12 protein-coding genes and 1 pseudogene are annotated in these 15,853 nt (G+C 72.3%); 9 read left to right on the top strand and 4 right to left on the bottom strand.

Translation table 11 applies throughout. The annotated features are described in order from the left end of the window. Nucleotides 1–193 precede the first annotated feature (193 nt). Together ABZ464_RS49150 and ABZ464_RS49145 are read left to right on the top strand one after the other, a co-directional pair. Nucleotides 194–1,426 (top strand): DUF418 domain-containing protein, encoded by a 1,233-nt coding sequence (locus ABZ464_RS49150; RefSeq protein ID WP_359288961.1) that lies wholly within the window; start codon nt 194–196, stop codon nt 1,424–1,426. A gap of 89 nt (nt 1,427–1,515) precedes the next feature. Continuing rightward, nucleotides 1,516–3,771, top strand: coding sequence for an SNF2-related protein (locus ABZ464_RS49145; RefSeq protein ID WP_359288959.1), 2,256 nt, complete (start codon nt 1,516–1,518; stop codon nt 3,769–3,771). On the opposite strand, the gene ABZ464_RS49140 is transcribed toward ABZ464_RS49145, so the two are convergent. Both ABZ464_RS49140 and ABZ464_RS49135 read right to left on the bottom strand, forming a co-directional pair. Beyond that, complete coding sequence (locus ABZ464_RS49140; protein WP_359288957.1) at nt 3,726–4,949, bottom strand: serpin family protein; 1,224 nt, start codon at nt 4,947–4,949, stop codon at nt 3,726–3,728. The genes ABZ464_RS49145 and ABZ464_RS49140 overlap by 46 nt on opposite strands. Beyond that, entirely contained in the window at nt 4,949–6,184 is a 1,236-nt protein-coding gene (locus ABZ464_RS49135; protein ID WP_359288955.1) for a serpin family protein, read from the bottom strand. Before ABZ464_RS49135 ends, ABZ464_RS49140 begins: the two co-directional genes overlap by 1 nt. A 136-nt stretch (nt 6,185–6,320) precedes the next feature. Between ABZ464_RS49135 and ABZ464_RS49130 the strand changes: the two genes are divergently transcribed. The 6 genes from ABZ464_RS49130 to ABZ464_RS49105 all read left to right on the top strand — a co-directional run bounded on the left by ABZ464_RS49130 (nt 6,321) and on the right by ABZ464_RS49105 (nt 12,939). After that, nucleotides 6,321–7,550, top strand: coding sequence for a DUF4190 domain-containing protein (locus ABZ464_RS49130; RefSeq protein WP_359288953.1), 1,230 nt, complete (start codon nt 6,321–6,323; stop codon nt 7,548–7,550). 147 nt (nt 7,551–7,697) lie between these two features. Continuing rightward, nucleotides 7,698–8,450: a GntR family transcriptional regulator gene (locus tag ABZ464_RS49125; protein ID WP_359288952.1), complete on the top strand. Its 753-nt coding sequence runs from the start codon at nt 7,698–7,700 to the stop codon at nt 8,448–8,450. Nucleotides 8,451–8,848: 398 nt separating this feature from the next. Continuing rightward, a complete protein-coding gene (locus ABZ464_RS49120; protein ID WP_133912609.1) occupies nt 8,849–9,052 on the top strand; it encodes an SPOR domain-containing protein in 204 nt (67 codons plus the stop codon). A 30-nt stretch (nt 9,053–9,082) separates the two neighbouring features. Next, nucleotides 9,083–9,493: a (deoxy)nucleoside triphosphate pyrophosphohydrolase gene (locus ABZ464_RS49115; protein WP_359288949.1), complete on the top strand. Its 411-nt coding sequence runs from the start codon at nt 9,083–9,085 to the stop codon at nt 9,491–9,493. 107 nt (nt 9,494–9,600) lie between these two features. Then, the gene (locus ABZ464_RS49110; protein ID WP_359288947.1) at nt 9,601–10,029 is read left to right on the top strand and encodes an ATP-binding protein; all 429 of its coding nucleotides are present in this window, start codon (nt 9,601–9,603) and stop codon (nt 10,027–10,029) included. A gap of 249 nt (nt 10,030–10,278) precedes the next feature. Then, nucleotides 10,279–12,939: a SpoIIE family protein phosphatase gene (locus ABZ464_RS49105; RefSeq protein ID WP_359288945.1), complete on the top strand. Its 2,661-nt coding sequence runs from the start codon at nt 10,279–10,281 to the stop codon at nt 12,937–12,939. A gap of 10 nt (nt 12,940–12,949) precedes the next feature. Here ABZ464_RS49105 and ABZ464_RS49100 read toward each other — a convergent pair whose 3' ends face one another. Then, on the bottom strand, nt 12,950–13,747 hold the full coding sequence (locus tag ABZ464_RS49100; RefSeq protein WP_359288943.1) for an immunity 49 family protein: 798 nt from the start codon (nt 13,745–13,747) through the stop codon (nt 12,950–12,952). 75 nt (nt 13,748–13,822) lie between these two features. Then, nucleotides 13,823–15,691 (bottom strand): hypothetical protein, encoded by a 1,869-nt coding sequence (locus ABZ464_RS49095; RefSeq protein ID WP_359288941.1) that lies wholly within the window; start codon nt 15,689–15,691, stop codon nt 13,823–13,825. Here ABZ464_RS49095 and ABZ464_RS49090 point away from each other — a divergent pair. After that, nucleotides 15,663–15,853: pseudogene (locus ABZ464_RS49090) on the top strand (hypothetical protein); the annotation flags it as partial. The gene ABZ464_RS49095 and the pseudogene ABZ464_RS49090 sit on opposite strands and share 29 nt — an antisense overlap.

The following is a 15,853-nucleotide window of genomic DNA, read 5'->3' as shown; positions in this document are numbered from 1 at the left end:
CGTACGTCGCTGTCGATTGTCACCGCTCCGACCGTAGAGCGGGACGCGCCGTCCGCGGCGGGGCGCGGGGACGTTCCCGCCACTCGGGGGGAGGGTTCCCGCCGGACGGGGGGTGAGGCCGTACCGGGTGGCGGGGCGGGACCGGACAGTCGCCGGATACTGCGGGCCGGAGCCCGTCCCCAGCCTGGAACGCATGAACCGCAACCCCTCCGACCCGACCCCCACCTCCCTCACGAAACCCGCTCCCGCCCCCACACACTCCCCGGTCGGCCCCCTGGTCGGCCCCCCACTCGGCCGCCTCATCGGCGTAGACCTGGCCCGCGGTCTCGCGGTGTTCGGGATGTACGCGGCCCACGTCGGCCCCGATCCGTCCCAGGGCGGTGTCACCGGGCACCTCATGGAGCTGGCCCACGGCCGTGCCTCCGCCCTCTTCGCCTTCCTGGCCGGCTTCTCGATCGTGCTGATCACCGGCCGTCGTACGCCGAGGACGGGCCGCGCGGGCCGCCAGGCGGTCGCCAAGGTGGTGATCCGCGCGCTGGTGCTGCTGGCGCTGGGCACCGCGCTCACCCTGACCGGCACCCCGGTCGAGGTGATCCTCGCCTTCTACGGCCTGTACTTCCTGCTCGTCCTGCCCCTGTACCGGCTCGGCGCCGGCCCGCTCGCCGTCATCGCCGCGGGCACCGCCCTGGTCATGCCGCAGCTCCTGTACGTCGTCCAGCACGCGCTCCCCGCGGACGGCGCCGGCGGCGTCTGGGCCTGGCCCGCCGACGCGGACGGCATCGTCCCGCTCCTCTTCACCGGCAGCTACCCGGCCCTGACCTGGATCCCCTTCGTCATCGCCGGTATGGCCGTGGCCCGCCTCGACCTCGCCGACACCGCCGTCCGCACCCGCCTCGCGCTCACCGGCGGCTGCCTCGCCGTACTCGGTCACGGCGGCTCCTGGCTGGCCCTGCACCTGGTCCCCGGCGCCCTCACCGAGCTGGGCGCCGCCGCCTGGGGCGACGGAGGATCGGCCGCCTCGGCCTGGTGGTCCGACACCTGGGGCTACCCCGACGGCAGCACCCCGGCCGGGCTGCTGGTCGCCTCACCGCACAGCGAGACGACCCTCTCGATCCTCGCCAACACCGGTGTGGCGATCACGGTCCTCGCGGCCTGCCTCGTCGCGGTCGACGCCTTCCCGCGCTTCCACGCCCTCGCCCGCCCGGTCATCGCGGTCGGCTCGATGTCCCTGACCGCGTACGTCTTCCACATCGTCGGCATCCGACTCCTCGGCATCGAGGAGCTGCCCGGCTCCCCGCCGCACGTCCTGCTCGGCTTCGTCGTCGCCGTCACCGTGTTCGCGACGCTCTGGTCCCGTTCCTTCCGGCGCGGTCCGCTGGAGTGGCTGCTCGGCAGGACCACGAAGGCCGCCGAACTGGTGCGGTGAGCCCATGCGACGGCTCCCGTTGTCGGTGCCGGGTGGGACCATGGAGCACGACGGGTGAGCCGCGCACCCGGCACACCGGGGGAGGGCGCATGGGGCGGGCCGAGGAGGCGGAAGTCGTCGGGAGCGCCGCGCCGCCGCCGTACGATCCCGCCCCGGCCGTGGGACGACGGGCCCGCGAGCTGTACGAGGCGGGGGCGCGGCTGTACGACGCCGCCCGCACCCTGCGCGCCGACCACGCCCGCGCCCTGGAGGCGGTGCGGGCCGCCCACGCGCCGCTGCGGGACGCCCTGGTCGCCGAGGAGCTCCGGACCATCCCGCCCGCCCGGCTGAAGGAGGTCACCGAGGGCCGGCTGCGGCTCCCGGCGCTCGAAGCGGCCGGCTTCGACTCGGTGGGCGCGGTGTACCGGGCGAGCCGGCACACCCTGCGGCAGATCCCCGGGGTCGGCCCGCAGACCGCCGACCAGGCGCTCGCCGCGGCCCGGCAGCTGGCCCGCGCGGTCGAGGAGACGGTGTCCGTACGGATCGACGTGGACGCTCCCGAGCCCCGCACCACCGCCCTGGTCACCGCGCTGTACCGGCTCGTCGGGGCCGGCCCCGACCTGCCCCGGGCCGTCGCCGCCGCCGAGCGGTACGAGACCCGCCTTGCCGCGCTGCTGCCCGCCCTGCGCCCGGCCACCGGCCGGCTGCGGCTGGTGCTCGCGGGCCGCGGCCGCCGCGAGGCCGCCCGCGCGGCCGGGCCGGAGCTGCGGCACCTGACGGCCGACGCGGTCCGTACGGACGTACCGCTGCTGCTGGCGCAGACCACGGCCGACCTGCTGCGCGAACCCGCCGCCGAACTCGAGGCGTGGGTCGACTTCGAGGCGCGCTCCGCCGAGTACTACAGCCTCCTCGCGGAGATCTGCGCGCTCCCGGCGGACGTGGCGGCGGCCGAGGGGTTCATGCCCTCCGAGGTCGCCGAACAGGTGCGCGCACAGCCGCTGGACGACACCCACCGCCGGGTCTCCCTGCGCGGCTACCAGGCCTTCGGCGCCCGCTTCGCGCTCGCCCGGCGCCGGGTGATCCTCGGCGACGAGATGGGGCTCGGCAAGACCGTGCAGGCCATCGCTGTGCTCGCCCATCTCGCGGCGGAGGGGCACACCCACTTCCTGGTGGTCTGCCCGGCCGGCGTCCTCATCAACTGGACCCGCGAGATCCGCGCCCGCAGCACGCTCGGGGCGGTGCCGGTGCACGGCCCGGACCGGCGGGACGTGCACGCGGAGTGGCGCGAGCGCGGCGGAGTCGCCGTCACCACCTTCGACGTGCTGCACACCCTGCCCGCACCGGAACCCGCCACCGCCCCGGGCCTCCTGGTCGTCGACGAGGCGCACTACGTCAAGAACCCCGCCACCCGCCGCGCCCGCTCGGTCGCCGCGTGGACCGGCGCGTGCGACCGCGTCCTGTTCCTCACCGGTACGCCGATGGAGAACCGCGTCGCGGAGTTCCGCGCCCTCGTCGCCCACCTCCGCCCCGAGCTGCTCCCGGAGATCCACGACAGCGACGCGGCGGCCGGACCGCATGTCTTCCGCAAGGCGGTCGCCCCCGCCTATCTGCGCCGCAACCAGAAGGACGTCCTCACCGAACTGCCCGCGCTGATCCAGGTCGACGCATGGGAGGAGTTCGGCGCCGCCGACCGGGACGCCTACCGGGCGGCCGTCGCCGCGGGGAACTTCATGGCGATGCGCCGGGCCGCGTACGCCGTTCCGGAGCAGTCCGCGAAGCTCCAGCGGCTGCGCGAACTGGTCGCGGAGGCGGCGGGCAACGGCCTGAAGGTGGTCGTGTTCTCGTACTTCCGCAGCGTCCTCGAGACCGTCCGGGAGGCGCTCGGCGACGGAGTGTCCGGCCCGCTGACCGGGTCCGTGCCCGCCGCCCGCCGACAGCGGCTCGTCGACGACTTCACGGCCGCCGACGGACACGCGGTGCTGCTCTGCCAGATCGAGGCGGGCGGCGTCGGCCTGAACCTCCAGGCCGCCTCCGTGGTCGTCCTGTGCGAACCGCAGACCAAGCCGACCCTGGAACACCAGGCCGTGGCCCGCGCGCACCGGATGGGCCAGGTCCGCCCGGTCCAGGTGCACCGCCTGCTGGCCACCGACAGCGTGGACGACCGGCTGCTGCGCATCCTGGCCGGCAAGAACCGCCTCTTCGACGCCTACGCCCGCCGCAGCGACACGGCCGAGGCCACCCCGGACGCGATCGACGTCTCCGACGACGGTCTGGCCCGCCGCATCGTGGAGGAGGAACAGCGAAGACTCGCGGGCGAGCCTCAGAAGACCACCGGCGCCGCCGTGTCCTCCTCCGGCCACCCGTAGTCCTCCTCGCGCCACACCTTCGGCTCGGTGACCCACCCCGCCGTCAGGACCAGACCGCTCGCCCGGTGGACGGCGAGGAAACCGAAGGGGCGGTCGAAGGCGGCACGGACGACCGTCGTCTCGTACGGCAGTTCCTCCGCGCTCAGCCACATCGCCTCCGCCGCCGTCACGGGGGTCGCCCGGAAGCCCGCCGCGCTGAAGGCGGCCGTGGCCGTCTGGCGGGCGGAGCGCAGCCCGAGCGGGGCGCGGCTGATGCCGGGGAAGCGGCCGGGCCGGCCGTCGGCGGCGGTGGCGAGGCCGAACAGGTCCCGATGGGTCAGGAAGTCGTGCTCGGAGGTCAGTTCGAACTCCATCGTGGCGAGGACGAGCGAGGGCGGCGCGGGCTGCCGCACCCACTGCCGCTCCGCGCGCAGCCCGGGCCCCGCCGCCCCGAGCGGCAGCCGCCCACCGGGCACGACCGGCAGCCGGCCCCCGAGGATCTCCACCCCCGCGCCCAGCACCTGCCCCCGCGTCATCCGCTCCTCCCCGAGCAGCAGATGGACGTCCAGCCCGTTCACGCCCCGCACCCGCGCCTCGGTCACCGCGCCCCCGGGCGTACGGGCCACCCCGACGGCGTCGAGGTCGGTGGTCGTCCGGCGCAGTCCGGCCACGTCCTCGCCGGGCGGCTGTTCCCCCTTCCAGTCGCCGATGTCCCCGGTGAACGGGACCTCCCAGTCCGTCCGCAGCGCCGCCGCCGTCGCCAGCACCAGCGAGCTGTCCCGGTCCAGCCGTACCGGCATCCGCCTGATCCGTCCGCCGGTCCGCCCGGCCGCCCAGGCGTCCAGGGCGGGCCGGTCGGCGGCCGGATCCCCGGTGAGCACCCCGTGCGTGCCGCCGGGCAGCCCCGCCACCCAGGCCTCCTCCAGCTCCACCGCCCGAGTCGTCCACAGCCCGAGAGCGGCCTCCAGTCCCTCGACGGAGTCCAGCAGGCCCAGCAACTCCCTTGCGGTGCCCGCCGCCTGATCCGCCGGCAGCCCCAGGGCGGCCGCCAGCTCCTCCCGTGCGCGGCCCGTGGCGCCGTCCGCGAGGAACGCGAGCAGCGGCCAGAGCCCGGCCGCCGAGAACACCGAACCGCCCTGCGGGGAATCTGCCGCCGCCCAGCGCGCGGTGAGGCTGTTGACCAGGGGTGTCGCGCGCATCAGAAGTCCTCGGGGTCCTCGGGGTCGTCGTAGTCCTCGGGGTGCTCGGCGAGCCGCTCGGGGTCCGCGACCCAGCCCGCCGCGAGCACCAGCCGTGAGTGGCGGTGCAGGGCGAGGAAGCCGAAGGGGCGGTCGAAGCGGGCCCGGACGGTGGTCACGACCCACCGAAGCTGCGGGGGACCGCCCACGGCCATGTCGATCGCGGTCATCGCGCCCGCCTCGAACCCCGTCGCCCCGAACCTCGCCATCGCCGACTGCGCCGCCGACGCGATCGTCAGCGGCAGGGTGCCGGTGATGCCGGGGAAGGCGCCCCGCGGGGACCCGGTCCCGGCAGCCGTGGTGAGGCCGAACAGCTCGCGCCGTTCCAGGAGATCGTGGTCGGCGGTGATGTGGAACGCCGGTGTCGTCACCTCCAGCGTCGGCGGCTCGGGCGTCGCGGAGCGCGTCCGCCTGACGCTGAGACCGGGCCCCACCTCGCCGTACGGAAGCCGCGACCCGGGCAGGACCGGGTACCGGCGGGCGAGCAGATCCAGGCCCGCCCCCAGCACCCGGCCCGGCGTCATGTGCTCCTCGCCCAGCAGCAGATGGACGTCGAGGGCGTTGTCGCCGAGGACCTTCAGCTCGGTGACATGGCCGTGGGGCGTGTCCGCCACCCCGATCCGGTCCAGTACGGCGCTCGCCCGGTGCAGGCTCAGCACATCGCCCTCGGGCCACTGGAGGCTCTCCAGGAGACCTTCCTCCCGGAAGGGCCGCAGCCAACGCGTCCGCAACGCCAGCGCGCTCGCCAGCACCAGCTCGGTGTCGTCGGTGACCACGATCGGCATCCGCTCGACCAGCCCGCCGGTACGTTTCGCCGCCCAGGCGTCCAGTGCCGCCCCGTCGGCCCGCGCGTCCCCGGTGAGCACCCCGCGCGCGCCGGCCGGCAGCCCCGCCTCCCACGCCTCCCGCAGCTCCAGGGTCCGCTTCGTCCACAGGCCCAGGGCTGAGTCCAGCCCCCGCATCGCGTCCATCCCGGCGAGCAACTCCCGCGCGGCGCCCGCCGCCTGCTCCGCCGGCACCCCGAGAGCACCCGCCAGCTCCTCCCGCGCGGCCCCCTCGGCGCCGTCCGCGAGGAAGGCCAGCAGCGGCCAGACCCCCGCCGCGGAGAAGACCGAGTTCCCGTCCCCGCGGACCTCCCCGGCCCAGCGCGCGGCAAGCGCGTTCACCGCCCGAATCGTCGCGTTCGCGATCTGCATTCCGCCCCCATCAGTCACACGCTTACGATGCCGCCCAGTCGTGTCCGTCGCACGTCAGTTCTGTGTGACTGTCGGACCCCGCTGCCAGACTGCCCGCACCCCGCCTCGATCCGCCCGAACCAGGAGCACGGTACTCGTGTCCATACCTCCGCCCCCAGGGCCCCAGCAGCCCCAGGACCCGTACCAGCCTCCGCAGCCGCAGGGCCCGCAGCCGCAGGGGCCGTATCAGGGCCCGTATCCGCAGGGGGCGTACCCCCAGACTCCGTATGGCCCCGGGCCGTACCAGGTCTGGGGCCAGGGCTACACGCCCTTCGCCCGCCCCGCGCCGGTCAACGGCGTCGCCATCGCCGCGCTCGTGCTGGGCCTGCTCTGCTTCCTGCCGGCCGTCGGGCTGATCCTCGGGATCATCGCGCTGGTGCAGATCAGGAAGCGGGGCGAGCGCGGGAAGGGGATGGCGATCGCGGGCGCGGTCGTGTCCTCCCTCGGCCTCGCGCTGTGGGCGGTGTCGCTGTCCACCAGCGTCGCCTCCGAGATCTGGGCGGGCGTCAAGGAGGGCGCCAGGGGCAACAGCTACTCCCTCGCCAAGGGCGACTGCTTCGACGTTCCGGGCGCGGGCTTCGACCAGAACGTCTACGACGTCGACAAGGTGTCCTGCAACGACCTGCACGAGGCCGAGGTGTTCGGCAGCATCCCGCTGTCCGGCGACGACTACCCGGGCGACGACCACGTCACCGACAAGGCCGAGGACGAGTGCTGGACGCTCCAGGACGCCTATGTGATGGACCGCTGGAGGCTGACCGACGACGTCGACGTCTACTACCTCACACCCACCGAGGAGAGCTGGGCCTGGGGCGACCGCGAGATCACCTGTGTCTTCGCCGACACCGACGCGTCCGGCAGCCTGTCCGGCACGCTGCGTACCGACGAGACGACGCTCGACGCCGACCAGTTGGCGTTCCTGAAGGCGATGGACGCCGTCGACGAGGTCCTCTACGCGGAGCCCGAGGAATACGCCGAGGAGGACCTGGACGCCAACAAGGACTGGGCGGCGGACGTACGGGACGTGCTCGCCGAGCAGGTCGACGCACTGGGCGGCCACACCTGGTCCGGTGACGCGGGGAAGCCGGTGGACGCCCTGGTCGAGGACATGCGGGACGCGCGGGCGGACTGGGCCAAGGCGGCCACCGCGGGGGACGCCGACACGTTCTACGTGCACTACGACAGCGGCTACGCGTACGTCGACGGCGACACCACCGTCGCGGCCCGCGAGGCCCTGGACCTGGCCACCACCCCGCCCTCCTACGACGAGGACGAGTACGACGAGGGCGGCTCCGGCAGCGGGGGGAGCGACAGCGAAGACGTGTGATCGGCGCCATAGCGGGGAGAAACCGCCTGCGTAAAGCCTTTCCGGGGCACATGTCATCACATCGAGTGATTCTCTGGCCTTTGCTTGCATGGTCGAACCGACGGTTGCCACGCTGTAGCTGTCTGTACAACCTGATGGGAGCGGCCAGTGACATTCGGTGAGCAGCCGGCGTACCTGCGTGTCGCGGGCGATCTCCGCAAGAAGATCGTGGACGGCTCGCTGCCACCGCACACCCGTCTTCCGTCCCAGGCCAGAATCCGCGAGGAGTACGGCGTCTCCGACACCGTCGCCCTGGAGGCGCGCAAGGTCCTGATGGCCGAGGGCCTCGTCGAGGGCCGCTCCGGATCCGGTACGTATGTCCGCGAGCGGCCGGTGCCCCGCCGTATCGCCCGCTCCGGCTACCGGCCCGCGAGCGGGGCCACGCCGTTCCGCCAGGAGCAGGCCGAGGCGCACGCCCGCGGGACCTGGGAGTCCAGCAGCCGGCAGACCGAGGCGAGCGGCGCGGTCGCCGAGCGCCTGGGCATCAAGGCCGGGGACCGCGTGATGTGCACCAAGTACGTCTTCCGGGAGGCCGGCGAGACGATGATGCTCTCCACCTCCTGGGAACCCCTCGCCGTCACCGGCCGTACGCCCGTCATGCTGCCCGAGGAGGGCCCGCTCGGCGGCATGGGCGTGGTCGAGCGGATGCGCGCCATCGACGTCATCGTGGACAACGTGACGGAGGAGGTGGGCGCCCGCCCCGGCCTCGCCGAGGAACTCCTCGCCCTCGGCGGCGTCCCCGGACATGTCGTCCTGGTCGTCCAGCGCACCTACTACGCCTCGGGCCGTCCCGTGGAGACAGCCGATGTGGTCATCCCGGCCGACCGCTACCGCGTCGCCTACCACCTGCCCGTCAGATAGCCCGCCGCCACAGCGGGACAGCCGGAGGTCGTTTGGGGGCACCCCTCGGTCGTCCTTGCGGTAGCGCATCGCGGAAGGCGGCGCACACCCTTCCGGCAGTTGCCCCCGGAAAACGCCCCCACACAGCGCGCCCGCGCGCCGTCGGTATCCGGTCGTTTCCGGCCGTTCTCGCAGGTCGTCCCATATATGCCCGACCCCCCGCCGACCGGACGCGTCAGCCCGCCCGCACGGCGCGTTCGGCCTCGTGCGCCCCCCGCGTCTTGGCTGGTTGCGTACCTCTTTGTGCAAAGTCGTGTTCGCTGTGTAAAGGTAAGGCGTACGCTCGGGCATATGCGGATTGCGGTTTCCTTAGAGGGCGTGGCGCGGGGCGGGCCGCGCCGGGGAAGCGGAGGGGCGCGATGAACGAGGGCACCATCTCTCTGCCCTGGCTCGTCATACGGCAGGACGACAACGGCAATCGCTACCGCGTGGGCCGGTACGCCACCCGGGCGGAGGCCCAGAAGATCGCGGACAGCCTCGACGACCGTGGCCACAAGCAGCTCTACTGGGTCGAGCGCATCGGCCAGAGCCAGGCCCAGAGCGGAGACGGCACCCGGAACTGACCCGCACCGACGTCCCGTAGGCTCCGGCGCATGACCGAACGGACCGTGGTGGTCGGAGCCGCTCTCCTCGACGCCGGCCGGCTGCTCGCCGCGCGCCGCAGCGCACCCCCCGAGCTGGCCGGCCGCTGGGAGCTGCCCGGCGGCAAGGTCGAGCCCGGCGAGCGGCCCGAGGCGGCCCTCGTCCGCGAACTGCGCGAGGAACTCGGCGTCGACACCGAGGCCGTGGAGCGCGTCCCCGGCGAGTGGCCGCTCAGGCAGCCGTACGTCCTCCAGGTGTGGACCGCCCGGCTGCGCCCCGGCTCCGCCGCCCCCACGCCCCTCCAGGACCACGACGAGCTGCGCTGGCTCACCCCCGACGAGATCTGGGACGTGCCCTGGCTGGACCAGGACGTCCCCGCCGTACGGGAGACCCTCACCCGGCTCGGCACCCAGACCCACTGATCCCGGTCTGCTGATCCGGTCCGCTCCACGCCTTCCCTGCCCCTCCGCGCGGTACCCGCCCCCGGATATCGGGTATGCCATCAGTAACCCCACGAAACCGGACATGGGTGTACTCGCCGGCCTGGGAAGTGATCGGTGTGATCGACACCGAAGACGGCTACGCCGAGTGGACGTTCCCGGCGGACCCCGGCGCGGTGCGCACCGCCCGCCGAGTCGTCCGGGGCCGGCTGCACGGCTGGGGCCTCGACAGCCTGGGAGACATCACCGCACTGCTGGTCAGCGAACTCGTGACCAACGCCCTGCGGCACGCCACCGGCCCCATCGGCGTCCGCCTGGTCCGCCCCGCCGGCCTCGAGGACGTCCTCCTGGTCGAGGTCTCCGACCCGCTGCCCGACCCGCCCCGCGAGCGGGCCGCCCGGCCCGAGGACGAGAGCGGCCGAGGCCTGCAGCTGGTGGCTTCCTCCTCCCGGCGCTGGGGAACCCGGCCCGGCGAGAGCGGGAAGACGGTCTGGTTCGAACTCGTGGTGCCGGGTTGACCGGGTGTACAGCCGACGTGCCGCCGTCACCCGTCCGGTATCGGCCCGCAGACCGGTCCCGGAAGGTGTGGTTCGACGGCGTGCCCGCTGGTTAGAAGACTGGATGTGTTGTCGCGGAACGGTCCAAAAAAGCCTGGACCGTGCTGTGATCGTGAACACCGTGTCGTGCGGCGCCGTAGTGCTGGATACTGCGGGCAGCCGCCGCCGGTGACCGGTGCCGGGCGCGGTGAGCTGGAGGGGACGGTTCGCGTGAGCGAGATACCAGCGAAGGCCACGAGGTCCGAGGACCCGTCGGGCGGCGCGAGGGCCAGGGCCGCAGGGGCGTTCGCTTCGGACGCGTCCCCGGCCCCGGTGCGCGGGCACGACGGATTCACGGACGGCGGGGCGGCACCGGGGGACGCCGTGTGGCAGAGCAATCCGCCCGGCTCCATCTACGACTACATCAAGGTGGCGTCCTTCTCGATCGGCTCCGACGGGCTCGTCGACCAGTGGAGCCTGCGTGCCGAGCAGATCTTCGGCATCTCCGCGGACCGTGCGGTCGGCATGGACCCCATCGAGGCGTTCATCGACCCGGACCTGCGCGAGCGCGGCCAGCGCAAGATGGCCGAGATCCTCGACGGACGGGAGTGGACCGGAGTTGTCCCCTTCCGGGTGCCGGACCCCGTGCCCGGCGGCGGTCGCGGCGAGCGCGGGCTCGCCGAGGTGTACGTCATGCCGACCCGCAGCATCGACGGCGACAACGCCGCCGTGTGCATCGTCGTCGACGTCCGCACCCTGCGCAGCATCGAGACCGACCTCGCCGCCTCGCAGTCCATTTTCGGCCAATCCCCGTTCGGCTTCCTGCTGATCGACCCCGACCTGCGGGTCCGCCGCGCCAACGAGCGGTTCGCCTCCATCTTCGGCGGCACCCCCGACGACCACCGGGGCAAGGGAGTCCACGACTATCTGGCCCGGCCCGAGGCCGAGCGGGTCAGCGCCACCCTGCGCCGGGTCCTGGAGACCGGCGACTCCATCACGGACATGCACGTCACCGGCTTCGTCCCGGGCTCCGACGAACGCCGCCACTGGTCCATCAACCTCTACCGCGTGCACAGCGGCACCGGCCGCCCCATCGGCGTCGCCTGGCTCGGCATCGACATCACCGCCCGCCGCGCCGCCGCCCGCGAGGCCGCCGCCGCACGGCGCAATCTCGCCCTTCTGAACGAGGCGGGCGCCCGCATCGGGAACTCCCTCGACCTGGAGACCACCGCACGCGAACTCCTCGACGTCGTCGTGCCCGGCTTCTGCGACCTCGCCACCGTCGACCTGTACCAGGGCCTCCTGGCCGGCGACGAGACCCCGCCCGGCCTCGCCGACGGCAGCGCCGAACTGCGCCGGGTCGCCTTCTCCTCCGCCGTCTCCGACGCCCCGTACTCGGCCACCGGCGCGCCCGTCGCGGTCGGCGCGGTCCACCACTTCCCCTTCAACTCGCCCTGTGCGGACGCCCTGCGCACCGCCCGCCCGCAGTCCATCCCCGGCGAGGAGGGCGGCCTCGTGCAGTCCACCCTCGCCATCCCGATGGTCGCCCACGACACCGTCGTAGGCCTCGCGCAGTTCTCCCGTACGAAGGGCAGCGAGCCGTTCGGGGACCGGGACCGGGATCTGGCCTGGGAGCTGGCGGCACGGGCCGCCGTCTGCATCGACAACGCCCGCCTCTACCGGCGCGAGCACGAGCGGGCGTTGATACTGCAACGGTCCCTGCTGCCCCCCGGCGACCCGGTCGCCTCCGGCCTCGACATCGCCTGCCGCTACCTCCCCGGCGACGTCTCCACGGGCCGACCCAGCGAGGTCGGCGGCGACTGGTTCGACGTCATCGAACTCCCCGGCCACCGCACCGCCCTGGTCGTCGGCGACGTCATGGGCCGAGGCCTGCGCGCGGCGGTCGCGATGGGCGAACTGCGCACCGCCGTGCGGACCCTGGCCCTGCTCGACCTCGAACCCGCCGAGGTCCTCTCCGCGCTGGACGAGATCGCGCGCGGGCTCGGCACCCCCGGCGGCGTCCAGCAGGCCACCCGCGCCGCCCGCCGCCCCCGCGAGGCCGACCTCTCCGAGGTGTACCTCGCGACCTGCGTGTACGCCGTCTACGACTCCGTCACGCGCCGCTGCACCTTCGCCAACGCGGGCCACCTCCCGCCCGTCCTGGTCGAACCCGGTGAACCGGCGCTGATGCTCGACGTCCCGCCGGGCATGCCGCTCGGCGTCGGCGGCGAACCCTTCGAGGAGGTGGAGGTCGACCTCCCCGAGGGCGCGCTGCTGGCCCTCTACACGGACGGCCTCGTCGAGTCCCGCGACCACCCCCTGGACGAGGGCCTCCAGGCCTTCGTCGGCGCCCTCACGGACCCCACCCGCCCCCTGGAGGACGTCTGCGACCACGTCCTCAACACCCTCGACACCCACCACGGCGAGGACGACATCGCGTTGCTGATGGCACGTGTACAGGGCCTGCCCGCCGACTCCGTCGGCGACTGGACCCTGCCGCGCGAGCCGCGCAGCGTGGGCCGGGCCAGGGAGTACGCCCGCACCCGGCTCCTCTCCTGGGACCTCGAACCCCTGGTCGACACCACGGAGTTGCTGGTCAGCGAACTCGTCACCAACGCCCTGCGCTACGGCGAGGGCGAGATCCGGCTCCGCCTCCTCCTCGACCGCACCCTGGTCTGCGAGGTCTGGGACGCAGGCCTGGTCCAGCCACGCCGCCGGCGCGCCCGCGACACGGACGAGGGCGGCCGAGGCCTCCAACTCGTCGGCCTCCTCAGCGCGGCCTGGGGCTCCCGCCGCACCCCCCGCGGCAAGACGGTCTGGTTCGAACTCCCCCTGCCCGACGGCGAAACGGGCCTGACGGATCCGGCGGAGGCGTTGTTGAGTCTGTTCTGACTGCTACGCCTCAGGTCGGGAATTCACCGAGCCAGGCACGCTTGAGCAACTCGCCGGGGATGTACTCGGATTCGACCTCGATGGGGAATCCGGCATCGTAGGCGAGGCAGGCGATGGCGAGAGGGCCGAGTGCCAGGTAGCCGTCGACCGTCTCTTCGCGTTCCTCTGACGCCGTCCAGAACGATTTATGGAGTTCCAAGGCCTCGAAAAGGGCTTGCCGGAAACCTTCGTGGTCCTTGCGGAGGAAATACTGGAAGAGATTGATCGGCTGATAAAGGATCTTGTCCAGCAGTTCCCGGTCGGCGATGCGCACGACTTCCGGTTCGGAAGCCTGGATCGCTGCGATCAGTTTCTCGCCCAATCCCGGGCGTTCCGACCAGTACGTCTGGAGAGCGTCGATCCAGTGGTAAACGTAATCGTCGTATTCGACTCCTGACGAGCGCAGGAATTCGACCGGAATCTCGCACAGTTGGGTCATGCGGGTCTGTTCACGGCAGACGACCGCCAACCAGAACGCGGTGAGCCAGTTTCCCGCATTCGTGTAGTACTGCGGACCGGTTGCCGGGACGGTTCGCATCACGTCCGCGATACGGCACTCGATGGCGCCCTCCGTCCGAACCGCGGCGGCGAATGCCGAGGAATACACCTGCATCGCGGTGACGGTGGCTTCCCAGGTACGGAGATGTGAGGCGTCCGGATCGACCGCCAAGCGGGCGCGGAGGTAGGTTTCCGCGCCTCCCATCGCCCCGTCGAACATACTTGGCGAGCTTTCCAGGACAGCGATCGTCCGCTCCAGTCCCTCGCCCAAGGTCTGTGCGTACGCCTCGTCATCGGGCCCGGGGCTGCCGTGTCGGATCACCCTCGCTGTCACTGAAATCTCCCGTCACCCGATGTTGAACTGCTGCTTCTCGTAGCCAGCGTACAGACCGCCGTCGACCTTGCCCTTGACGAGAATGTAGTCCACCTTGCCTTCGGCCAGAGCAATCTTCAGATCCGCAGCGAGCCGTGCCTCACTCGGATACTTTCGGCCTCTGCTCTCCATCTTCTGGATGATGTCCATGAAGTATTCCCTTGTGCCCTGCATGGCGGCTCTCTTGCCGTCGAGATAGGGCACGTCCCTCTTGCCCAGCTTGGTGTCGATTGTTGATTTGGCCTCGACGACGACGAACCTTCCGTCCTCACGGCGCCACAACTGATCGAACTGATCGTTGCCGTTCGCCGGGCCATGCAGAGTCTCCCGGACCGAGTTCGGGTAGAGCTCTGGAATCACCTGGTGTTCCGCGACCGCTTCGCCGAAGGCCTCGGCGGCCTTGGTCCGTTCGTTCATCGCGGACTTGTACTCGTTGCCGGCTTCGTGGAGCGCCTCGTGCGAGTCGTCCCAGCCCTCGATGACGTCCCTGTGGCTCTCGGCGCTCTTCGAATAGTCGATCGAGCTCCTCCGATGCGCTGCGGCCTCATCCAGATGTCGGAGTGTCTCGTCGTTCAGCACCTGATGCCGGCCGCGACTCACTTCGGCACTGTCGATGTACTTTTCGGGGATGGGGGGTGGTGCGTCAGAGGCCGCGGTCTTTACCCCGGTGACGGGATCGACGTGCATCTGAACCGGGGCGTAACCACTCTCGTCCGGGATGTTCGTTCGGAGACGACGGCCGTCGTCGTAGTAGTACTTGTCGTAGTAACCCGGTTCGTGATTAGCCCGATAGACCTGGATTTCCTTGATCTGCTCGGGGGTCAGCGAATCCTTCGGACCGTAGGGATTGTCGCCGTCCCGCATGAACTCAGGGCGCTCCGGGGCGGCGGCGTGGTGGTCGGGCGTAGTGGCATCGTCGCCCAAGCCGTCCGCGTGGTCGAGGGCGTCGTCGCCCAGGCCTCCCAGGTCGTCCAGGCCGCCGCCCGGAGGGGTTTCCGGGGTGTGGCCGGGGAGGTCGTGCCCGCCGGTGCCCGGGAGGTCGTGGCCTGTGCTTGGGCCGGTTTCGGTGGTGTGGCCGCCGGGGGCGTGGTCGCCGGTCGATGTTCCCGGGATCGCGTTGTCCCCGGCGCTCGCCGGCGCGGGGGTGTCGATGCTGTTCCGCGGCATGTTGTCGCCCACGCCTCCGCCCGGGAGGTGGTCCGCGGTGCCGCCGGGGAGGTGGTCGCCCGTCTGGGGCGTGGGTGTGTTGTCGGCGGTGCGGCCGACGTCGCCGAGATTGGTGTCCAGGCTGTTGCCCAGGTTGATGTGCTGTGCCCCGGACTCGGCGGTGTGGGTGCCGGCGCCGACGAGGGCCGGTTCCTTGGCCGGGGTGTCGACTCGGGGGGTGTCCGCGCCGGACGTGGGGTTGTCGGGTTGGTCGACGATGTCGCCGGGGCCGTCCTGTGCCTCTTTGAGGACGGTGCCGTTCTCGTCGAGGAGGTTGCCCTGCGGGTCGTAGTAGCGGGCCGGGGCGCCGGCGTCGGTGGGGAGTTTGACCGAGCCTTCCGGGATGGCGGGGGTGTTGTCGGGCAGCTTGAAGTTGCCGTCGGGGAGCTTGGTCGCGCCCTCCGGGATCGCCGCGCCCTCGGGCAGGTGGATCGTCCCGTCGGGGAGTTTGACCGTGCCCTCGGGGAGGGTGATGGCGTTGTCGGGGAGTTTGGGGATCTCGATGTTCCCCATGCCCTTCAACGCCTTGCTGATGTCGCCGATCTTCGACAGCCCCGCGCCCGCGCCCTTGGCGATGTACGTCATCGGGTCGATGACCTTGCCCGCCTTGCCCGCGATCGACAGCGCCTTCGCCACCGCGCCCGCCTTGCCGGCCCCGGCCGCCGCGCCGCCCGCGCCGCCGGTGAAGACCGTGGTCAGGACATTGAAGGTGACCGCACCGGCCGCACGGCCGGGGTTCTTGCCCCACTCGTCCCACGCCACCAGCGCCTTGCCGGTCTCCTTCATCGCGGTGCGCGA

The organism is Streptomyces sp. NPDC005820 (genome assembly GCF_040630255.1).
In the GTDB taxonomy this organism is placed as follows: domain Bacteria; phylum Actinomycetota; class Actinomycetes; order Streptomycetales; family Streptomycetaceae; genus Streptomyces.
This window is presented reverse-complemented; position numbering and strand designations above follow the sequence as displayed.